The 20,165-nt window shown below is 59.6% G+C and carries 18 protein-coding genes; 10 read left to right on the forward strand and 8 right to left on the reverse strand.

Going from position 1 to position 20,165, the window contains the following annotated elements:
* Positions 1–83 precede the first annotated feature (83 nt).
* The 4 genes from ttcA to HY836_RS11110 all read left to right on the forward strand — a co-directional run bounded on the left by ttcA (position 84) and on the right by HY836_RS11110 (position 4,063).
* Positions 84–1,085 carry a tRNA 2-thiocytidine(32) synthetase TtcA gene (gene ttcA, locus HY836_RS11095; RefSeq protein WP_290676238.1) on the forward strand — a complete coding sequence of 334 codons (1,002 nt, stop codon included), beginning with the start codon at positions 84–86 and terminating at the stop codon, positions 1,083–1,085.
* Between the two features lie 14 nt (positions 1,086–1,099).
* Positions 1,100–1,732, forward strand: coding sequence for a DUF4136 domain-containing protein (locus HY836_RS11100; RefSeq protein WP_290676209.1), 633 nt, complete (start codon positions 1,100–1,102; stop codon positions 1,730–1,732).
* A 19-nt stretch (positions 1,733–1,751) separates the two neighbouring features.
* The gene (glmU, locus tag HY836_RS11105) at positions 1,752–3,146 is read left to right on the forward strand and encodes a bifunctional UDP-N-acetylglucosamine diphosphorylase/glucosamine-1-phosphate N-acetyltransferase GlmU (RefSeq protein WP_290676210.1); all 1,395 of its coding nucleotides are present in this window, start codon (positions 1,752–1,754) and stop codon (positions 3,144–3,146) included.
* A 77-nt stretch (positions 3,147–3,223) separates the two neighbouring features.
* A complete protein-coding gene (locus HY836_RS11110; protein ID WP_290676211.1) occupies positions 3,224–4,063 on the forward strand; it encodes a J domain-containing protein in 840 nt (279 codons plus the stop codon).
* Here HY836_RS11110 and HY836_RS11115 read toward each other — a convergent pair whose 3' ends face one another.
* Complete coding sequence (locus HY836_RS11115; RefSeq protein ID WP_290676212.1) at positions 4,064–4,573, reverse strand: Lrp/AsnC family transcriptional regulator; 510 nt, start codon at positions 4,571–4,573, stop codon at positions 4,064–4,066.
* Positions 4,574–4,738: 165 nt separating this feature from the next.
* On the opposite strand from HY836_RS11115, the gene glmS reads away from it, so the two are divergent.
* Positions 4,739–6,622, forward strand: a complete 1,884-nt coding sequence (gene glmS, locus HY836_RS11120; RefSeq protein WP_290676213.1) for a glutamine--fructose-6-phosphate transaminase (isomerizing) — start codon at positions 4,739–4,741, stop codon at positions 6,620–6,622.
* A gap of 255 nt (positions 6,623–6,877) precedes the next feature.
* On the opposite strand, the gene HY836_RS11125 is transcribed toward glmS, so the two are convergent.
* From HY836_RS11125 to HY836_RS11135, 3 genes are all read right to left on the reverse strand, one after another.
* Entirely contained in the window at positions 6,878–8,515 is a 1,638-nt protein-coding gene (locus HY836_RS11125; RefSeq protein WP_290676214.1) for a hypothetical protein, read from the reverse strand.
* A 96-nt stretch (positions 8,516–8,611) separates the two neighbouring features.
* The gene (locus HY836_RS11130) at positions 8,612–9,778 is read right to left on the reverse strand and encodes a dsDNA nuclease domain-containing protein (RefSeq protein WP_290676215.1); all 1,167 of its coding nucleotides are present in this window, start codon (positions 9,776–9,778) and stop codon (positions 8,612–8,614) included.
* A gap of 152 nt (positions 9,779–9,930) precedes the next feature.
* Positions 9,931–10,290: a hypothetical protein gene (locus tag HY836_RS11135; protein ID WP_290676216.1), complete on the reverse strand. Its 360-nt coding sequence runs from the start codon at positions 10,288–10,290 to the stop codon at positions 9,931–9,933.
* Between the two features lie 687 nt (positions 10,291–10,977).
* Here HY836_RS11135 and HY836_RS11140 point away from each other — a divergent pair.
* The 4 genes from HY836_RS11140 to HY836_RS11155 all read left to right on the forward strand — a co-directional run bounded on the left by HY836_RS11140 (position 10,978) and on the right by HY836_RS11155 (position 15,935).
* Positions 10,978–11,292: a hypothetical protein gene (locus HY836_RS11140; protein ID WP_290676217.1), complete on the forward strand. Its 315-nt coding sequence runs from the start codon at positions 10,978–10,980 to the stop codon at positions 11,290–11,292.
* 425 nt (positions 11,293–11,717) lie between these two features.
* Positions 11,718–12,425, forward strand: a complete 708-nt coding sequence (locus HY836_RS11145) for a TnsA endonuclease N-terminal domain-containing protein (RefSeq protein ID WP_290676218.1) — start codon at positions 11,718–11,720, stop codon at positions 12,423–12,425.
* The gene (locus HY836_RS11150; protein ID WP_290676219.1) at positions 12,413–14,620 is read left to right on the forward strand and encodes a transposase; all 2,208 of its coding nucleotides are present in this window, start codon (positions 12,413–12,415) and stop codon (positions 14,618–14,620) included. The genes HY836_RS11145 and HY836_RS11150 overlap by 13 nt, the downstream gene beginning before the upstream one ends.
* Positions 14,610–15,935, forward strand: coding sequence for an AAA family ATPase (locus tag HY836_RS11155; protein ID WP_290676220.1), 1,326 nt, complete (start codon positions 14,610–14,612; stop codon positions 15,933–15,935). Before HY836_RS11150 ends, HY836_RS11155 begins: the two co-directional genes overlap by 11 nt.
* An 18-nt stretch (positions 15,936–15,953) precedes the next feature.
* Here HY836_RS11155 and HY836_RS11160 read toward each other — a convergent pair whose 3' ends face one another.
* The 4 genes from HY836_RS11160 to HY836_RS11170 are packed head-to-tail and all read right to left on the reverse strand — an operon-like array spanning position 15,954 to position 19,621.
* Positions 15,954–17,042 carry a TniQ family protein gene (locus HY836_RS11160; RefSeq protein WP_367114682.1) on the reverse strand — a complete coding sequence of 363 codons (1,089 nt, stop codon included), beginning with the start codon at positions 17,040–17,042 and terminating at the stop codon, positions 15,954–15,956.
* Positions 17,039–17,449 carry a helix-turn-helix domain-containing protein gene (locus HY836_RS19000; RefSeq protein ID WP_367114683.1) on the reverse strand — a complete coding sequence of 137 codons (411 nt, stop codon included), beginning with the start codon at positions 17,447–17,449 and terminating at the stop codon, positions 17,039–17,041. The genes HY836_RS11160 and HY836_RS19000 overlap by 4 nt, the downstream gene beginning before the upstream one ends.
* A gap of 27 nt (positions 17,450–17,476) precedes the next feature.
* Positions 17,477–19,210: a TnsD family Tn7-like transposition protein gene (locus HY836_RS11165; RefSeq protein ID WP_290676222.1), complete on the reverse strand. Its 1,734-nt coding sequence runs from the start codon at positions 19,208–19,210 to the stop codon at positions 17,477–17,479.
* A gap of 30 nt (positions 19,211–19,240) precedes the next feature.
* Positions 19,241–19,621 (reverse strand): hypothetical protein, encoded by a 381-nt coding sequence (locus HY836_RS11170; RefSeq protein WP_290676223.1) that lies wholly within the window; start codon positions 19,619–19,621, stop codon positions 19,241–19,243.
* Positions 19,622–19,868: 247 nt separating this feature from the next.
* On the opposite strand from HY836_RS11170, the gene HY836_RS11175 reads away from it, so the two are divergent.
* On the forward strand, positions 19,869–20,099 hold the full coding sequence (locus HY836_RS11175; protein ID WP_290676224.1) for a helix-turn-helix transcriptional regulator: 231 nt from the start codon (positions 19,869–19,871) through the stop codon (positions 20,097–20,099).
* Positions 20,100–20,165 lie beyond the last annotated feature (66 nt).

The following is a 20,165-nucleotide window of genomic DNA, read 5'->3' on the forward strand; positions in this document are numbered from 1 at the left end:
AAGCTGCCCACGCCGCCATGGTCGCTGACCAGGCCATCCACGAATCCCATCTGAGTGCTGTGACCCCCGAAAAGGAAGTACGCATGGTTGACGACGCCTTGTTGTTCGCCCAGGCTGCCCTGGTGGTCGAATCCGGCTCGCCTTCGGCCATTGCCGACGCGGCCGAAGATGCACGCGCCAAGAAGCATGCCTTCGAGATGAACAAGCTCAGCAAGCGCCTGCACCGCGAAGTGGGCGAGGCCATCACCGACTTCAACATGATCGAAGACGGTGACAAGGTCATGGTGTGCATGTCCGGCGGCAAGGACAGCTACGGCATGCTCGACATCCTGATGAACCTGCAAAAGCGGGCGCCCATCAAGTTCGAGATCATTGCCGTCAACTTGGACCAGAAGCAGCCCGGCTTCCCCGAGCATGTGCTGCCCGAATACCTGACCAAGGTTGGTGTGCCCTTCCGCATTGAAGAGCAGGACACCTACAGCGTGGTCAAGAAGGTCATCCCTGAAGGCAAGACCACCTGCAGCCTGTGCTCGCGCCTGCGCCGCGGTATCCTCTACCGCGTGGCCACCGAAGTGGGCGCCACCAAGATCGCCCTGGGCCACCACCGCGACGACATCCTGCAGACCATGTTCATGAACATGTTCTTCGGCTCCACACTCAAGGGCATGCCGCCCAAGCTGGTGACCGACAACGGCGAGCACGTGGTCATCCGCCCCATGGCGTATTGCCGCGAGAAGGACCTGGCCAAGTACGCCGAGCACCGCCAGTTCCCCATCATCCCGTGCAACCTGTGCGGCAGCCAGGAAGGCCTGCAACGCCAGCAGATGCGCGAGATGATCAACGAGTGGGACAACAAGTTCCCCGGCCGCGTGGACAACATGTTCACGGCCCTGTCCAACATCGTGCCCTCGCACATGATGGACCGCAAGCTCTACCCCTTCGAGACCATCAAGGCCACGGGCACGCCCATGAAGGGGGGCGACATCGCCTTTGACGAAGACGAGGGCTGTGGCGACCCGAGCGATGGCCTGCCGGCCGAGACCAAGGTCTCGTTGTCTACCATCAGCATCCGCAAGGCCAGTTGAGCAGGATGAGGCACATGCCGGGGCTCACCACACACTTCTGGAAGCCCTTGCTTGGTGTGGCGGTGGTCTTGCTCACGGCGTGTGCCGGGCCTCAGGTCATCACCAGCCAGGTGTCGAGCAGTGGCGCGTGGCCTGAAGGGCGCAAGCCCGGGGGCCATTACGTGTTCGAGCGTCTGCCTTCTCAGCAGACCAAGCCCGAGTTGCAGGACAAGCTCGAAGCGGCCGCGCAGCCTGCGCTCGCTGCCGCCGGGTTCGAGCCCGTGGCTGACCCCGAGAAGGCCGATGTGAGCGTGCAGGTCGGTGCGCGCATCCAGGTTGAGCAACAGCGCGCCTTTTACCGCGACCCCTTCTGGGGCCCCTATGGGCCTTGGCGCCCGGGCGTGGGCGGCTGGTGGGGTGGTGGCCGAGGCGGGCTTTCCGTGAGCCTGGCCATGGAGCCGCCCTGGGTGACGATGACGGTGGACCTGCTGATCAGTGATCGCCGCAGCAAGCAGACACTGTACGAAACCCATGCCCGCTATGACCGCCAGGGTGTGGCCGACGACAGGCTCTACCCATGGCTTTTTGAAGCTGCGCTCAAGGACTTTCCGCACCAGGCGGTCAGCCCCCGCGCTGTGACGGTCACGATTCCCGACGACAATCACTGATCCAACAAACAGGTTTTACATGTCGCTTTCCATTGTCATCATGGCTGCGGGCAAGGGTACCCGCATGAAATCGGCGCGGCCCAAGGTGCTGCACAAGCTGGCCGGGCGCCCGATGCTGTCTCACGTCATCGCCACCACCTCCACCCTGGCTGCATCGCAGCAGGTCGTGATCACAGGCCACGGCGCCGAGATGGTCGAGTCCTCCATGAAGGCGGCCTTTGCACAGGCGCCTCTGCAGTTCGTGCGCCAGGAGCCCCAGTTGGGCACAGGTCACGCCGTGCAGCAAGCCGTGCCGGTGCTGCCTGAAGATGGCATCACCCTGATCCTCAATGGCGACACGCCCCTGATCCAGGCCAGTACGGCGCAAGCCCTGATCGATGCCTGTGCTGGCAAGCAACTCGCGCTGCTGACCATCAAGCTGGACGACCCCACCGGCTACGGCCGCATCGTGCGTGATGGCTGGGGCGAGCAGGTGCTGGCCATCGTCGAACACAAGGATGCCAGCCCCGAGCAACGCGCCATCAACGAGGTCTACACCGGCATGATGGCCGCGCCCACGAAGTTGCTCAAAGGCTGGTTGAGCCGCCTGAACAACAACAACGCCCAGGGCGAGTACTACCTCACCGATGTGGTGGCCATGGCGCGTGCCGATGGCGTGGGTGTGGTGGCAGCACACCCAAGTGACGAGGTCGAAGTACTGGGCGTCAACAGCCCCGCGCAACTGGCTGACCTGGAGCGCCGCCATCAACGTGCACAGGCCAACAAGCTGATGGAGCAGGGCGTGCGCCTGGCCGACCCGGCACGCTTTGATCTGCGCGGCACCCTGCAATGTGGCAGCGATGTCGACATCGATGTGAACTGCCTGTTCGAAGGCCAGGTCACCCTGGGCAACGAGGTGCAGATCGGCGCCAATTGCGTGATCCGCAATGCGGCCATCGGCAACGGCGTCGTCATCCACCCCTTCACCCACATCGATGGCGACAAGGACGGTGCCACCGTGGGTGACGGTTCGCTGATCGGGCCTTTTGCTCGCCTGCGCCCTGGCGCCAGATTGGGCCAGGAGGTGCACATCGGCAACTTCGTCGAAGTCAAGAACAGCACCATGGCCAATGGCGCGAAGGCCAACCACCTGGCTTACCTGGGCGATGCCGATGTGGGTGAGCGAGTCAATTACGGTGCCGGCAGCATCACCGCCAACTACGATGGGGCCAACAAGCACCGCACCGTGATCGGCAATGATGTGCACGTGGGCTCCAACTGCGTGCTGATTGCACCCATCAAGCTCGGCGATGGCGCCACGATTGGCGGTGGCAGCACCATCAGCAAGGATGCCCCCGAGGGGCAACTGACAGTGGCGCGCGCCAAACAAGTGTCGTTATCTGGATGGCAAAGGCCCCAAAAAATCAAGCGCTGAGGTGCTACCGGTGTAACGTGGCGTGCTGAGCCGCTAATATCTGGCCCAAACGACCAAGATTGCAGGATCCCGCCGCCGTGAACCACTACGAACGCCTGAAAGTCTCCCAGGACGCGCCGCCGGAAGTGATACGCGCTGCGTACCGGGCGCTGGCTACCAAGCTTCATCCTGACCGTCAGGGCGCCGCTACCGGCCCCGAGGATGTCATGCATGAGCAGATGGCCGCGTTGAACATGGCCTATGAGGTCCTGATCGACCCCAAGTTGCGTCAGGACTACGATGCGACCCTGGCGCCTGCACACGCACGCGTGCAGGCCCAGGAAAGCGCCGCCTACGCCGATCAGGCTGACCAAGGGCCCTCCACGCGCGTTGACATGGACTGGCTGCCTCCGAAGCCCGCCAGTGCGCCGACGTTCTGGCCACCCAGCAGGCAGATGATGATCGTGGGCGGCGGTGCGGTGGCGCTGCTGGTGCTGGCTGCCGCTGCCGCTTTCTGGCAGATGTCCGGCCAGCAGCAAATGGAAAAGGCCTTGTCTGATCAGTACGCACGCCATGCCGATCAGCAAGCAGGCCGGGCAGATCAGGTGCCGGTTGTGGCTGCAGGCGACATCGCAGGCAAGTCGTCCATCAACGATGGGGAGCCGAGCCCTTCGGCCGCGCCGCCCGTGACGGGCCGACGCAAGCCGACCGTGGCAGAGTTGTCGCGCATGTCTGACGAAGAGTTGATGAAGGTGCTACCCACCCTGGACAGCGACGACGGCCTGGCGGCCCCTGCGGCGCGAATGGCCGGTGGCTCGTCGCGAGGTCGTGTTCAGCATCCATTGGATGGCAAGCCCCTCAATTTGCGCGTGGACACGCAGCTCATCGACCCGCTCGCGCCTGAGCTCCCGCCGGCCAAGGGACGGGCCAAGCCTTGATCAACAACGTGCAGGTTTCACTGGTGGCAAAGGCCACTGTGAGCCAAACTTGGCGCGCTTGACGGCAAAGAACGCGCGCACATTGCGCACCTGGCTGTCTTGCGTGAACAGGCGCCGGGCCAGCTCCTGATAGGCCGGCATGTCGACCACCTGCACCACCAGGATGAAGTCTGGGCCGGGTGACACGCGCCAGCATTGCTGCACTTCAGCCTCGGCAACGGCCTTGCGCTCGAAGCTGTCCAGCGCCTCCTGCGTCTGCATATCGAGGCTGATCTCGACCAGGGCACTCAAGCCCCATCCCAGCGCCTCGGCCATTTTTTCGGGCGAGAGAATGGCCACCTGCTGCGCAATGAAACCCTCGTCCTTCAGGCGCCGCACGCGCCGGTGGCAGGTGGCCGGCGACAAGGCCACCAGCTCCGCCAGGGCCTGGTTGGACAAGCTGGCATCTTGCTGAAGCAGGCTCAGCAACTGCTGATCGATGGTATCCAGTTGAGGGGTGTAGAGCGCCATGCTGGAATGCTATTTCAAATATGTGTATTTTTTGAAATGAAATTTGTACACTATTTCATGTGTGGGTGATTTTCTCGAATATTGATGAATATTGAAAGAACATTTCTATTGAACGTGGATAGGATCACAGCCTGTATTGCACTGCACAAGCGGGAGTCTTGATCTATGTGTGGCATCGTCGGCGCGGTTGGTTCGCGCAACATCGTTCCGGTTCTGGTTGAAGGCCTCAAGCGCCTCGAATACCGTGGGTATGACTCCTGTGGCGTTGCCGTGCTGCAAGACGGCCAGCTGCGCCGCTCGCGCAGCACCGAGCGCGTGGCCGAGCTGGACGTGCAGGCCTCGTCCGACGGCATCAGCAGCACACTGGGCATTGCCCACACCCGCTGGGCCACCCATGGCGTGCCGGCCGTGCACAACGCCCACCCGCACTTCTCGCACGGCCCCGGTGCCGATGCCGCCACCGCCAAGCCTGGCCGCGTGGCCCTGGTGCACAACGGCATCATCGAGAACCACGAAGAGCTGCGCCGCGAACTGCAAGCCAAGGGCTATGTGTTCCTGAGCCAGACCGACACCGAAGTCATCGCCCACCTGGTCGATCACTTGTATGACGGTGACCTGTTCGCTGCCGTGAAGGCCGCCACGCTGCGCCTGACCGGTGCCTACGCCATTGCCGTGTTCCACCGTGATGAACCCCAGCGCGTGATCGGTGCGCGCTATGGCTCGCCCCTGATCATGGGCGTGGGCGGTGCGGATGCCACCGAACGCTTCCTGGCTTCTGACGCCATGGCCCTGGCTGGCGTGACCGACCAGATCGTCTACCTGGAAGAGGGCGACGTGGTGGACCTGCAGCCCGGCCGCCACTGGATCGAACACCGCAAGGCCGGTGAAACCCAGCACACCCGCGTGGAGCCCGATCAACGCCCCGTGCGCACCGTGACCGCACACAGCGGTGCCGTGGAGCTGGGTCCTTATCGCCACTACATGCAAAAGGAAATCTTCGAGCAGCCGCGCGCCATTGCCGACACGCTCGAAGGCGTCGAGGCCATCACGCCCACGCTGTTTGGCGAAGGCGCCGAAGCCGTGTTCAAGCAGATTGACCGCGTGTTGATCCTGGCTTGCGGCACCAGCTACTACTCGGGCTCTGCGGCCAAGTACTGGCTCGAATCCATCGCGAAGATCCCCACGCAGGTGGAGATCGCCAGCGAGTACCGCTACCGCGACAGCGTGCCTGACCCGCGCACCCTGATCGTCACCATCAGCCAGTCTGGCGAAACGGCCGACACCATTGCCGCGCTCAAGCACGCACGCAGCCTGGGCATGGAACAGACGCTGACCATCTGCAACGTGAGCACCAGTGCCATGGTGCGCGAATGCAAGCTGCACTACGTCACGCGTGCCGGCGCTGAAATCGGCGTGGCCTCGACCAAGGCGTTTACCACCCAGCTGGCGGCCTTGTTCCTGCTCACGCTGACCCTGGCCAAGCTGCGCGGCAACCTGAGTGCCGACGAAGAAGCCAAGCACCTCACGGCCATGCGCCACCTGCCCGCTGCGCTGCAAGCCGTGCTGGCGCTGGAGCCCCAAGTGGTGGCCTGGGCCGAAGCCTTTGCCCGCAAAGAGAACGCCTTGTTCCTGGGCCGTGGCCTGCATTACCCCATCGCGCTGGAAGGCGCCTTGAAGCTCAAGGAAATCAGCTACATCCACGCCGAGGCTTACCCGGCTGGTGAACTCAAGCACGGCCCGCTGGCCCTGGTGACGGCCGAGATGCCCGTGGTGGTGGTGGCGCCCAACGACGCGCTGCTGGAGAAGCTCAAGAGCAACATGCAAGAGGTGAAGGCACGCGGCGGTGAACTGTATGTGTGCGCTGACAGCGATACGCACATCCAGGCCGAGCCTGGCATCCACGTGATCCGCCTGCCTGAGCACTATGGAGCCCTGTCAGCCATCCTGCACGTGGTGCCGCTGCAGTTGCTGGCGTATCACACGGCTTGTGCGAAGGGGACGGACGTCGACAAGCCTCGTAACCTCGCGAAATCCGTGACGGTGGAGTGATGGATAAAGGGCCTTCGGGCCAATGTTCACGGGCAATAGAGTCTGAGACAGCGCAACATAGTCTGAGACGAGGCAATAGAGTCTGAGACAAGGTGCGCTGAAAAACTCCCGGACTGTCACAAAGTCCTGTCAGCGAGAGCGGGAGTTCTGTGCGCTTCCCAGAATGGAAATGTGTGCCCGTGATTGCTGCAGCTAGGGTTGTTGTTCGTCAGAACCTGGCGCTTCGCTAACCGGCTGCAGCGACCTTGGCCTTCTTCAGGCCTTTGAAAGGGTCGCTTCGTACATCTTTTTCAACAGCGGTTCCATCAGTTGCTGGGTTGGTGCCCACTCATCTTCAGTGAGCATCCTGTACTTCTCAGTCAGGATCACTTGATGATCGAATGGGAAGTCGGTTGGAGTCTCAAGACCTACGATAAGCTGCATGCCTTCTGGCAAGTCTTTTGCGATGAACTTGAGAACAGCTGGCAGGTTGAAATCGTCTTGGGCCTGCTGGTTGGGCGAGTCGATGACTACTGGCACATCGTAGGTGCCCTCCTTGCCTTGAACGGTCCGCCAGATGGCGGCATAGTAGGCAAGAATTGACCGTGGACCGCCACTTCCTGACAGCGAAGGGCGTGATGCCAGTTGCATCGTCTTAGTCGGAATGGACTGGAGTTGCAGTGCGATGCGGCTTGTCGCGTAGTGCTCCCGGAACTCGCTCAAGATCGCCTTGGTACGCTTTGGGGATCGAAGCTCTTTCAGCTTCGTTTCCAATCCGTCGACACTGAGGACCACTGCGTCTATAGCGCCTTGAATCTGCTTGCGCTCAGCCTCGAACGCGGCGAATGCCGATTCTGCTCCGATACTGCCGACGACGTCTTGAAACTTCAGCTCACCCTTGCGTGTATCAAGCAAGCGGGAGATGCGTAGATAACTCTCGTTGAGCGCGTTGAGTTCCGTGAAAGCTTTTTGGGTACGCTTTCGAACTTCTGCCGCGTCCTCCCGCAGCCGTGCAGCGAGCTCACGCAGAACACGGGCATCTTCCGCGAACTCCAATAAGTCAAGGAACGGCTTCTTGTGCTCTGCATGGCATGTGGGACAGATCAGGGGCGTAGAGCCTTCCTTGATAAGGTACTTCGTGTCACTGTCATGTGCAGCAAGAGCCGCGTCGGCCAGGTGAATCTGGTGGTCAATGCTTTTGAGAAGCTCTTGTTCACGCACTGCCACATTGCGCAGCGATTCTTGCCTGATGTTGAGCTCGTTGACTTCCTTGGTGAGCTGCTCAATCTCGGTGGCAAAGTTTTCAGCGCTGAGCTTTGGCCCTGACAGCGAGACTGTCTTGCTGAAGCGCTCCATCGCGCGTTCGAGCAGCTTGTACTCACGGCGATGTTCTTCAAGAATTTTGTTTTGTTGGGACTTTTCCGCACTCGCCGAGTAGTACTCCGGCGGGCACACGCCCGTGAAGTATTCAAGGATTGGTTTGAAGGGGGCGCTGAAGCGCTTCATTCCCCCGAAGGTGTTCCAGTCCGCTTGCCAGCTTCCATCTTGGTTCACATAGAACGGCGCAAAGAAGCACGCTGGGTCTGCCGGGGCCACCTCCGCCAACTTCTTGTCGGAAAAAACCAAGTTGAAGTCCGCTATTTCACAGAACTGTCTCGACCAGTCGCCGAACTTCGATGTTGAGATAAGAAGCTTGAAATCTGCGTCGAAGAGTGCTCGCCGCCCATTCTGATGGAGCGCAAAGTAACGACTGCTATCGACCGAGAACTCGAGCAGTGAGGCTGCGTTCTCATCCCATTGTTCGAGTTCACCCTGTGGCGTCGCGCCGAGTGTCTCAAACAGACTGCGGATCAGTGTCGTCTTGCCCGTGTGGTTCCTCCCCACCAACAGGTTCTTGCTTGGATGGAACTCCACGTGTCGAGCTCTCTTCTCCCTGTGTGAGAGCAGCCAGATGTTTTTGAATCGGAAGCGATGCATAGTCTTTGGTTCTCAGGCTTCTGACGAGGAGTCTCAGTTCGGGTCCACGCATTTGGTTATGGCTCTCATGATGAACCGCGCCATCAGATCGTGGTCACGGTGTCCGCTGAACTTGCCCTTGAGTGACACAAGTGCCGTTTCGACGAATGGGCGTAGGTTGGCTGACCAAGGATTTTCTGCAATCCAGCTATCGCAGAACGCATCGATCTCTCGGGATAGATTGGTTCCCCCAACCAGTCGGTCTTGCTGGGCACGTGCGGCCGCAACACGAACAGAGGTGATGGTTATGATGTCTATGCCTTCGGCTTGAAGTTGCTTCAGCCACAGGTCGAGCAATGCGAGTCGGTCTGGCACCGTTTCCAGTGCGGCTAGGGCTGCCAAAAACGAGCTCCTTGAGAATCCGCGTTCTGTAACGAGCGCCTCGAACGACAAGCATGCGTCTGTGCGACGGGTTAAGGGCGAAAGCTGCAACACCAATGAATCGACGAGCGCCTTGGCCTGGCCTGCATGTTCTGGGCTACGGTCGTTCAACAGTTCTAACGCCGCAGCAATTACCGGTGCGGTCAAGTCATCTGGATGAATCGCTGCCTTCTGTAGCTTGATTCTCGAAAGATCTGGAGGCGGGGCCCCCGGTGACAGTGAGGAAAAAGCGTCGGTAAGCAGTTGCACATGCCCTGGGGCTAGGTCCGCTAGCGAGCAAGGCGTAGCAGTGGCCGCTGATCCACCATTGGCAAGTGGAAAGTCACAGCCTGCATTTGAGAGAAAAATACCCTCGACAGGCAGTGCATTGAAGGCGTTCAAACTCAGATGCAGCTTGCCAAGAGCTGAGTCCGAAACCTTGGCAGCGTTGATCGACGTTCCTTTTGTTTTCGTGGGCTTCTTCGGCGTGGACGATGGTGCCTTTGGGGCCACGGTGCCAGTAAGCACAGACCATGTCCAAGTGCCCGCATCCTTTTTCTTGACTTGGTAGACCCTCGCTCGGGTCGGAGTGGTTGCCGAATCTAGTTCTGCGACGTCCTGGACCGACTCGAATAGGAGGAGGAAGTCCGGTTGATTGGCCTTCTCTAGCTCCATCATCCGGAGAACCGCCCACCAGCGGGGGAAGTCGACGCCCTTGGCACCGTGCCCACCACCAGTTTCTGAGTACTTTGGATTGTTGGCTACGAGCAAAAGCTCTGCCGCACCCTTGGCTCCGTCCAATACAAGCTCCCCATTTTTCTCTGTATTGTGAAGAGAAATTAATCAGTATCGATCAACATCTTATGGTCATTTTGAACCAATCTTGGCGCGATGCTGTCAATGTCTGCGTTCTTGGCGGAGCCTGTCATCGTGGTGATGGGCGAACGGTCACGTCAATTCGGCCCACAAAGTGAAGGCATTGGCAAGGGGGCAAGTTTCCTCGCCAACCGGTCACCGTAGCGACCGTGAAGGACGTCCAGAATGAAATCGACTTTCTCGTGGTAGGTGAAGCGGCAGTTCTCGTTGCCTTCTGCTGCGTAGACGATTCTTGCCGCTAGCTTCGCCCGCAGAAGGAAGTCCTGCGCATTCAGCCCGTATCCACCACCCTCAGTGGCGGCGCGGCATAGCAAGTGACTGTTGATGTAATCGGCAAGCGGCCCGGCGATCCCAAGCGAGAAAAGCAATGGGCCAGATGCGATTGCTGATCGGCACAGCGCCAAGGACAGATGTTGTGCCTCGTCAGCATCACTCACGGTGATCGCGGCTCGCAGAAGCGTCACGAGGCATGCAATGCCGTCAAGGTCAGCGATTCTTTCCAGGCGGCAAATCGCTGCCGTCCTGAGTCGGCCGTCTTGCCTTCGAAGTTGAGGGCTAGAGAGGATCTTCTGGGCCCTATGGCCAAGTCGATTCAACACGTCATGGTGAGCAAGGGTGCAAACGGGCCTCAATGTGTCCCACAAAACATGTTCAAAGACATGGCGTGTGCCTGGATGCAGGTGCTCCATGGCACGCACAAGCGTCGGACGGGGCGTGTGCTTGCCCAAACGATAACCACGCCACTTGTTGCGTTTGTAGGCTGTCCCTGATGCATCGACTCCGAAAGAGTCTGGCTCAAGTACCTTCTCCATCTCGTAGGTTGACGTGGCCCCGGTCCTCATGCGCAGGGTATGAAACCAAGCAGAGGTGCGCATCCCATCGACCACGTGCCTGTACTTTCCAGGGCCATCACTGTTTCGCGTCTTGGACGCGAAACAGTAGTCCTCCAATAAAAGCTCAGATGTCTCAAGCACTTAGCGCCACCACGAGGTTGTGAGTAGGGTAACGATTCAGAGGAACGCTGGAAAACGTAACTCCTTGCGACTATCGCCTCTAAAAAATACCATCAAGGTGACAGAGCGCAACCGGAGCGTGCCTTGAAACCGACGTCGTCACCTGATGACTTGCTGACCAAACTGCATGATGACTTGTCGCGCCAGTACGGCTCATTGTTAGCGTCTGCCGACCTGGTCAAAGTGCTTGGGTATCGCTCCTCTGCAGCCTTTCGGCAGGCCATGGTCAGGGGTACCGTTCCTGTCCCTCTGTTCACGATTCCGCACCGTCGGGGGCACTTCGCGTTGGCGCTGGAGGTTGCCGCCTGGATGTGTCGGCAGCGCTTTCACGATGGCTCTTCAACGACTCACGATGCCGTCACCAGTGACGGCGCACAACAGGGCGTGACAGGCGCTCAGCTTGCCCAGGGCTGCACGGAGTCGTGATCAATCAACAAGCAACACGGAGCACCGCGACCATGAGTCCTTGAGCGCCAAAAACAAAAACGCCACTGGTCGGCAAACCAGCGGCGTTTGTACCGGGAGGCCCCGGATTTCAAGTGACACCTCGAATCTACCTGCCCTTCTTGCGCAGGTCAAGGGCCTTCCTTTCCGTTAATAACCTGCATCACGTCCAGTGAGGCGTGCATGCGGCTGTTCAGAAAGGAGCCCTCATGAGGAAGGGGCAGAGGTTTACGCCTGCGCGTTTGGACACCTGGGTATTGCGAGGCCGAGGCACCGGTTTCGGACGCGACTACTTGCCATGGCATCAGGTAACCCGTGGTGATCCTGGCAGTCGAGGCCGGTCACACCTGATCAACTGGCGGCTCGGACGGCTGCATCATCTGTTGTCTGACCATGAGCTGTTGATCATGGGTTTCTCGGCAATGGTGCCGGGCGTTGTCGATATACGCGAGCAGTTTCCGTTGTCGCTGTCGCCGCACCCCCGAGAGTTGTCATTGGTCAACAGGGAAGAGTTTGGCCGCATTGCGCCCGGAACATTGGAGTTGGCTGAGTCGCTGGGAATCCGACATCCACGGCTTGGTGCTGTGAAGAACGAGGATTGGTGGGTCATGTCCACTGACCTACTGCTCACCATCACTCAGGGCAGCTTGACCCAACTGGTTGCCATCAGCGTCAAGTATGACAACGAGCTTGCCAGAGGTCGAACGCGCGAGTTGCTCCAGCTAGAGCGTGAATACTGGCGTTGCCAGGGGGTGCCATGGCTGCTCATCACACCTTCAACTTACGCCCCCGAGGTGGGGGCCACGGTGCGCCATGCCCTGCCTTGGGCACTGGTCCCAGAGGTCGTTCCCAATCCGGTCTTGGAGGGCGTCGCCGAACTTGGCGCAAAGGTTCATGGGGGCACCTTTGATCGTGCGTTGTCGTCCATCTCGACGGTTTTCAACTGCACGAGGTCAGATGCCCAGTTTCTCCTATGGGGTGCTGTTTGGGCAGGTGTTCTGCCCGTCGATCTGTGCATGCGCATGGACCCGAACGCCATCGTTCGCGTCATCCCGTCTGCTGACTTCTTATCTATGAATCCTGTGGCATCAAGGAGGTCGGCATGGCAGGCATGATCGCCCTCAACAGTGTTCTACGCATTGATGTCGAAGGCACCCGAGGCGTGTACCGGACCATCTGCCAACATCGTGGGCTTGGAGTTCACTTCTTGGGCTTCATGGCCGTCCTGTCGCCTGAGCAGCCTCATCGACCGCCGGTCGGTTCGATTGCGAAGGTGCCTACGCTTGTCTTGAAGGAGTGGCTGGAAACAGGGTTGGCCAGAGAGGTGCAAATTGCACCCTTGCCGCGACAACTTATGCCAAGCGAGTCAAGGTCGTCAGCCGTCCAGCGAAGCTTCCAGCGTCGGCTTGCTTGCCTTGAGCCATTCTTGAACACTGAAGCCCTGGCTGAGGCGCTGATTGGCCCTCGCGGGCTAGGACCTGTTGTGCAGCAGGTGGTGGCCCTTGGCTCGTCCAGAGCCACGGCATACCGGCTATGGGCCATGCTGTGTGCTCATGGGTTCGATGCCAGTTCGGCAGTGGCCGCCTTCGACCAATGTGGTGCGCCTGGTCGTGCAAGGCCAGTGGCTGAGGGTAAAAGAAAGTCAGGACGAAGGACGAAAGCGCAGGAGCTGGGCTTACCAGATCCTCAGCCACAGCGGGCCCTGACTGAGGCCGATAGACAGATCATTGTCCGCTTGTATCGCGTACATCGACGGGCCGAGACAACGCTCCGGAAGGTCTACGAGAAGATCATCCTCAATGGGTATGTCTCCAGCTACGAGCGAACAGACAAAGGGCTGAAGCCTGTCATCCCTCCCAAGGGAACGTATCCGAACCAGCGGCAGGTCAGGCATGTCATCGCGACAGATGTCGATGCGCTGGAGCGCATCATGCGGGCCACGACCAAAGGCCACTTTGACCGCAACAAGCGTGGTCTGCGAGGCAAAGCCATTGATGGTGTCAGCGGGCCTGGCCACACCTACGCCATCGATTCAACCGTTGCAGACATGTACTTGCGCAGTTCGATCAACCCGAGCTGGTTGATCGGCAGGCCGATTGTTTACGTGGTCGTTGATGTGTGGTCAACAGCAGTGGTCGGCTTCTACATATGCCTGTCAGCGCCGTCATGGGCTACTGCCAAGGTTTCGCTGTTTTCCACCCTGTGCGGGCCAGGTCTGCTGGCAGATCTTTGGGGTTTTGATGGCATTACTTCCCTTGATCCTGCACCTGGCCTACCTTTCCGGCTGTTGTGTGACCGTGGCGAGTACCTCAGCCAGGGCGCAGCGAAAACAGGCATCGATCTGGGTTTGAACACAGCGTTCAATCCGGCGTATCGACCCGACTTGAAGGGGTTGGTGGAGGTTCTCCACCGAATCGTGAAAGACGAGCAGTACAGCAGCTTTGTGCCTGGTGCGATGGACGCTCGACGCAGGGAGCTTGAACTCAGGCCAGACCTCAAGGAATCGACGATGACCATGAGGCAGTACGCACAGTATCTGCATTTGACCTTCACGCAGTACAACCTTTTTGCCGACCGCACACATCGGTTGACAGGCGACATGATTGCAGCCGGGGTGATGCCATCCCCCGCAGGCCTGTGGCGCTTTGGCCATGACGCAGGATTTGGGTTTCTGAAATCCATACCCGAGCAGCGGCTGATCACTTCGCTGCTGCCCCAGGTTGATGTTTCTGTGCGGCGCAATGGCATTTTCATGGCCCAGCTTCAGTACCAGGCTGATGTGGCCGAGCAGCTTCAGTGGACCGCAAGGGCAAGGAACATCGGCTCATTCGCCGAACAGATGCACCATTTTCCTGGGTCGGTGTCATGCTTGTGGTGGCCAAACCCGGTCGGCAGTTTGGAGACATTCCGTCTGGCGCCGAACGCCAGGACGGTACCCGAAACCGTGCTTGATGAGTGGATGGACGCCTTGGTCGTGCCTACGCTGGCTCAGGCAGATCGTGATCACGCGGCTTTGGTCGCCAAGCTGGAGCTGTCGGCCAGAACCGACCAAATTTTCGCGGAGGCGAAACGAGCAACGCAGGCCGCTGGTGAGTTGCCACGCTCGGACATGCCACCTGTACGAGACGTGAGGCGACTGGAGAGCCTGCTGGGCCCAGCAGATGAGTTGTGTGCTGATGAGCTGCCGCCGCCAGAACTTTCATTGGTTGATCAGTACCCCCAATCTGAGCCAGAGCCCGACCCTTACGACTCGTGCAAGCAAGAGCTGCTCAGACAGCTCAACCAGGATGGGGGCGGCAATGGCCAATGATCCCGGGGGTTCTGTTGACGATAACTCCCTCACTCAGGTGACAGACCAACCGGATGTGCAGCCAATGGCGCGCAAAGTCCGAACGCCTGAAAGAGGTGGCGAAAACCTGTTGATCGAAGTGCTGGGCAAGCCGAAAAGCGCGAGTGAGTTGGCGAGGGCCTTGAGTTACTTGCCGCCCAAGGTCGATGTATCCAACCTTGAACATCACGAGCGGCTGCATCTGGTGTCAACGGTGAGAGACCTGCACCTACCCAGTCCCGCCGGCATTGCTGTCGCCCGCCAGATCGATCTGATGCTGAGGGAGGGCTACCGACACAGATCGCCGACCAGTGCGAAGGGGTGGCAGTCCATTTATGCGCTCTCGTCTCCCGATCTGGCAGATCGAGTCAGCAACTTGCCGCCAGCGATGCTCGGCTCACCGCTGGCGGCTGCGGTTGTGGGTGTATCTGGCATTGGCAAGACGGCGTCAATTGAGCGGGCACTGTCGTTGTACCCGCAATGCGTGGAGCACGACAGCTTTCCCCAGATGGCTCGTGGACACAAGCAACTTGTTTGGCTGAAAGTTGAGGTTCCGGGTAGTGGCAAGGCGCTTGATTTGGGCCGAGCCCTTTGGCATGCAACCGACGTTGCAATGGGCACGGACTACAGCACACAGAAACCAGTGGCGGATGCAAAAAGCGGGGCCGTGCTACTCAACCTGTGGTTGAGGCGCGTGGCGTGCCATTACCTGGGCTTCATGTCGCTGGACGAGATTCAGAACTTGTTCAAGATCGGAACGCTCGCACAGCGAAAGTCTACGAAAGCCACGATCCAGCGGCCTCAGTTGCGGATCGTCGATGACGAGGCCCTCAAGTTCATCCTGACCCTCATCAACGTGGCGAAGATACCGATCATGGTGTCAGGGACTCACGACGCCATGGAAATCTTTGAAACCCGCATGAGTACCAGTCAGCGCCTGACCATCGAAGGGTTGACCCGGTTCGAGCATGCCCGCACGCCTGAGGACGAATACTTTAGGGACATCTTGCTGCCTGCGCTGTTTCAGTATCAGTTCCTCGACCACAAGTCGAACTGCAGTCCTCAGTGGCAACAGGTGATGCACCGGTACACAGCGGGCTTGCCACGGCTTTGCGTCAATCTGTGGATTCAATCTCAGCGGCTTGCATTGGAGCGGCGGGCGCCGCGTATTGACTTCAAGCACGTGGAGCACGTGATGGCGACGAGCATGTCGCCTGGTATGAAGGGTGTTGATGCGCTGCTGTCAGATGACCCCCGGCGATACGCGCAGTATGAGGATCTGCGCCATGGCTTCTGATGATTCTTCTGCGTGGGCTCAGCGGAACACCATCATTCGCGTGAGGTGTGCCGCTGCCGACCTCAGAAGCTCTTCCAGTTGAGAAGCCTCAATCCCATGTGAGCGCGCAGCATCGGTAATCGTGGCTCCTCCGAAGAAGGATTGAGCCGCAGCCGGAAGCCCTGTCGGACGAGTGTCTTGGCCCTTACTCATGGGGATGGCTTCCTTCATGAAGGTGTCCATGACGGCGCTGTTGACTTCATTCATCGCATTGTCTGGACAGTCGAAAAGAACAGCCAAGGCCAATGCATAGAACTGCGTCGAGTAGCCCAGGCGCACGCTGCTGCATGTGCGGTCGAGCCCGTTCTGTTGGCCCCCGACCATATCAAGTTCTGGGAAGAAGCGTTTTTGCCATGGGCCCTGGATCATGTCTGCGGCTATGTCGGTCAGGCGTCGTGCCCTCCGACCGGATGCAGCGTGATGTGACTGAATTCGCTGCTTCAGGACTTGCACCATCCATGCTGTTGACACGGGTTGTGTCCGCTCGGCCAAGCCCGCACTGATCTCGGTATATCGCTGTATGACTGGATTGCGCTTGGCCTCCCGTGTGATGGCGACATCGATAGCCGTGCTTGCGCTGATCGCATCGTGCGGCAACGTGCGCCAGCTTGAGGCTGTGACCTCGAGTAGCCCAACCTGATGCTTCTGGCAGAGAGCGGTGCCATACAGTTGATGCGACCGGCGCCAGTATGAGAAGCCCCAGAATCTGGTGTCCTCCGTTGCGCACTCAGGGCAAAGGCGTAGGGGTTGGCGATCTAAGCATGTGCGGTGCGCCGAAGTTTCGACGAGATCTCGAACCGATCCGAACGGAGTGCAGTCGGCAACCGGGCGTATGGCTCTTCGGAACGGCAACAGGGTGTGCCGGGCATGAAATGCCTGAGGTGAGATGCGGTTGGCGCTCGCCAGCAGATCGCTCCATGCGGGTTTGTGGCCCGCGTTGGATGATGGCCCGAACAGTGATGCCAGGTCGGGCATGAGTGCATCTGGGGCGTACACCCCATTCAAGACGCACATCCGGGAGAGCAGGCTTCTTGAAAACTCGTCCGGCATGACACTTGGCAAGATCATCGCGCACTCCCCCCGTTTCTGTAGCGCCCTCCGGGCGCTTCGGTTTGGCTCAGTGGGCCAAGACTGCGGATCACCACGGCCAAAGCTCTCGCATGCCGCTCTGTTCCGTCCCAGATTGCATCCATGGCGTCAATCAACGTCTGGCATGAAGTTGCAGATGGCTTCTTCACGCGTTGAAGGCGCCTCTCGGCATCAAATGCATATATGCATACATCATCGAAGAGCTTGGATCGCCGTGTGGACTTGCCAGCAAGAATCCGGCTGACCTGGGATTGGCTCGCGCCAAGGAATTTGGCAATTTCCTGCTGCGATATGCCAGCGGCGCGTGCAGCCCGCGCTGCTGCTCTTGCTTCAGCTTGCAGATTTGATTGACTGGTTGCCATGCATGCAATTATGCATAAAAGCATGGGCAGTTTGCCCAGCCTGCGATGGAATCAGCTTTTGGGTGTTCCTGCCGCGTACTTGGTGGCTCTGAGAATGGCCTCTCGGGTCTTTGGTAGCTTTTTCAGCGCACCAAGCTTTGCCTTCAGCTCTGGCACCAGTTGGTAGATCTCCCACAAGCGAACTTGGCGTAGCGGGTCTGGTGATGTCGTTCTGATGAGCGCGACGGCTTCTGCGACGCTTGCTTCTAGGGCCATGTCGCGTACCGCCCAGTCAATGCGGCGGTGCGCTGCTGGTGAGTTTGATCTGGTGACGAGCTCACAGCTTTGGGTAAGCCATGTGCGGTCATTGCGGTGAAGCCAAGCAAAGGTTGAGGGGTGCAGTTTCCTGAGCGCGGTGACGCCAACCCCGGCGTTGCTGTCCAAAGCCTTGCTCCAAACGCTTCTGGCCTTAGCCTGCATCGACGCGAACGTGGCGGCACGCCATTCGTCATGCAGTCCTGAGACGGATGCCAGCACTCGGTTGACGGTTGCCGCAGAAACGTGGTGCCGAGCTGCAATCGTGGTTTTGACGTGTCCTGCTCGCAAGTCTCTTGCGATGTCCTCATAGGTTCTGCTGCTGATGGACTTGGCGCGACGATTGATCGGCATGCCTGCCCGTGCTGCCCAGACCAAGCCGGTGCTGACATCAATGCCGACTGACTTCGCGCAGTGGGTAACGGAGCCACCGTGTTTCATGCAGGCAAGAAAGTGCTGGCGCAAGTTGTTGGCATCTTCTGGTGCCGCTTGTTGCACTAGTGCCGTGCTCTGGCCTTCAGCGTAGTCGTGGTCGCTGAGCTTCTCCATGAACCGTGGCCATGAGCCAAACAGCCAATAGATCAGGCCTAGGTAGCGTAGTGGGTGGGTGCCACTTCTTGGTGGCCGCAGCAGTTTGCCTAGGGTCGATCCGATGTGTTGTCCGCTGCCGTAGAGCTGCATCAGTTCCGGCACGGTTGTCAGAGGTGAGATGGCGTCGAGATAGCCGGAGCAGATCTGTGAAAGGCGAAGTCGATTTGTGCGGGTTGCCAGGTCGCGCTGCTTCAGTTCCGACATCAAGGCGTGCTGGAGGTCTTCAGGCGCGATCTGCGTATTCAGGGGCAGCGCCGCCAGCGATAGCGACAACTGAGCGAAGCTCGAAAGTGCGTCAGCGACGTGGGCGGCAGGCTTTGCTGAATTGGTGAACGTCGATGACATCTGACTCGTGTGCGGCAGATGCCAAAGGAATCGACCCACCCCGGATGATTTGACGGTAGAGGAGAGTAAGAGCGCGCCGTGTGTGGGGCAAATCCACACGCCCGGATACTGATGATTCCGGTGCCAGTATGGCGTGCCGTGTGTGTCGTGGTCATGCTGCATGCACTCAGGACAGGCTTTGAGTGGGTGGTTGGCCCGGAAGCGGCTGGTGATCAGTCCAAGTCGGAACTTCAAGCCTCCAAGTGATCTGCCCTCAAGCGTTTGCAATGCAGTCGCGGCAATTTCTGGCGCTACGAAGTGCAGGTAGAAGGGCAGGATGGTGTGTCGTTGAATGATGGCTCTGGCGTCACCCAACACGCTGCCAGTGGTGCTGACAAACTGCGTCAGTCGTGTTGGGAAGTCGTGCTGTGTGCCCTGTTGACTATGGCCGAACAGCTCTCGGCATGTGTGAGATGAGAGCCTGTTGCCGGACAGTTGGTGGTATCTGCTGACCAGGCTGAACAAGGTTTCATCGGGCAGCCAACTTGGCAGCGTGGGCAGGGTGTTCGCTGTCACTGTGAAGTTCGCGCTCGTGCGCCACCCCAATCATTTGACGGCTTCCCCAGGCAGGTAGGCGAGTTCGGATGTGACTTCGCGTTGCCTGAAGATGGTGGCCAGGGTTGCAGGGGTGGAGCGCACTCCGGTGCGGCGATTCAGCAGCTCCAGGGCTACCTCTACCCGATAGTCCTGCAGCCGGTCGAGTAGGTCCTCAAAAGACCAAGCTTGTTCGACATCGCTTTGTTGTCCGGCAAGGAGGTGGACAACGAGCGCCAGAGGTGCCGCCAGCAGGTGTGCGTTGATGTCTTGTGGCGCCTCCTCTCCCAGGACGCCTTCGAGGTCGCGCGAGATCTGCTCCAGCCACTCGTCGGTCAGATTGCAGGGCAGGGCGGCTGCAGGCGACTGCCTCAGCACTTGCGCGGCCAGCATTTCGAGTCTCGACTGTGCGGGAACAGCGTCGGCACCGTTATCCGAATGGCGCGGCTGGGTGGGCGCACGCGGGCTTGTGGGACGGGTTTGATCCGGCATGGCGGCGAGGTTGGTCAATTGACGCCAAGAGGCATATATGCCGTGGCCAATAACATAGCACACTTGGCATTCTCGCGCGGTGCCTCAACTCCCGCCTCCCGTCACCAAGCCTCAGTCACCCACGCGCCGAGCGACTTCGTTCGAGCCGATGGCTGCAGCCGCTTTCGGGGAGGTCATCAGAGCGGAGCGCGTCAGGCAGGCCATCGCGCAGGATCAGTTCGCCCTGCTTGCGAACGTTGACCGCTCGTACTACGGCAAGTTGGAGCGGGGAGAGCGTCAGCCGTCCCTGGCCCTGATCCTGCGGATTGCCGGAGGCCTCGGCATTGCCGCGAGCGACATCATTGCTCTGGTTGAAGAACGCATCGCCGCTCAAAAATAAGGCAATCGTTGGTTGGGCAGCTGACTTTGCTGCTCCCTGTCGTCGCTGAGCGCCAGCCACGCAACC

This window comes from Aquabacterium sp. (assembly GCF_016234775.1).
Lineage (GTDB): Bacteria > Pseudomonadota > Gammaproteobacteria > Burkholderiales > Burkholderiaceae_C > Aquabacterium.

What these genes read in the sequence shown, in the direction of transcription:
- ttcA (WP_290676238.1), top strand. Translation starts at nt 84, where the DNA reads ATGGTTGACGACGCCTTGTTGTTCGCCCAGGCTGCCCTGGTGGTCGAA.
- HY836_RS11100 (WP_290676209.1), top strand. Translation starts at nt 1,100, where the DNA reads ATGCCGGGGCTCACCACACACTTCTGGAAGCCCTTGCTTGGTGTGGCG.
- glmU (WP_290676210.1), top strand. Translation starts at nt 1,752, where the DNA reads ATGTCGCTTTCCATTGTCATCATGGCTGCGGGCAAGGGTACCCGCATG.
- HY836_RS11115 (WP_290676212.1), bottom strand. Translation starts at nt 4,573, where the DNA reads ATGGCGCTCTACACCCCTCAACTGGATACCATCGATCAGCAGTTGCTG.
- glmS (WP_290676213.1), top strand. Translation starts at nt 4,739, where the DNA reads ATGTGTGGCATCGTCGGCGCGGTTGGTTCGCGCAACATCGTTCCGGTT.
- HY836_RS11145 (WP_290676218.1), top strand. Translation starts at nt 11,718, where the DNA reads ATGGGTTTCTCGGCAATGGTGCCGGGCGTTGTCGATATACGCGAGCAG.
- HY836_RS11150 (WP_290676219.1), top strand. Translation starts at nt 12,413, where the DNA reads ATGGCAGGCATGATCGCCCTCAACAGTGTTCTACGCATTGATGTCGAA.
- HY836_RS11155 (WP_290676220.1), top strand. Translation starts at nt 14,610, where the DNA reads ATGGCCAATGATCCCGGGGGTTCTGTTGACGATAACTCCCTCACTCAG.
- HY836_RS11160 (WP_367114682.1), bottom strand. Translation starts at nt 17,042, where the DNA reads ATGATCTTGCCAAGTGTCATGCCGGACGAGTTTTCAAGAAGCCTGCTC.
- HY836_RS19000 (WP_367114683.1), bottom strand. Translation starts at nt 17,449, where the DNA reads ATGCTTTTATGCATAATTGCATGCATGGCAACCAGTCAATCAAATCTG.
- HY836_RS11170 (WP_290676223.1), bottom strand. Translation starts at nt 19,621, where the DNA reads ATGCTGGCCGCGCAAGTGCTGAGGCAGTCGCCTGCAGCCGCCCTGCCC.
- HY836_RS11175 (WP_290676224.1), top strand. Translation starts at nt 19,869, where the DNA reads ATGGCTGCAGCCGCTTTCGGGGAGGTCATCAGAGCGGAGCGCGTCAGG.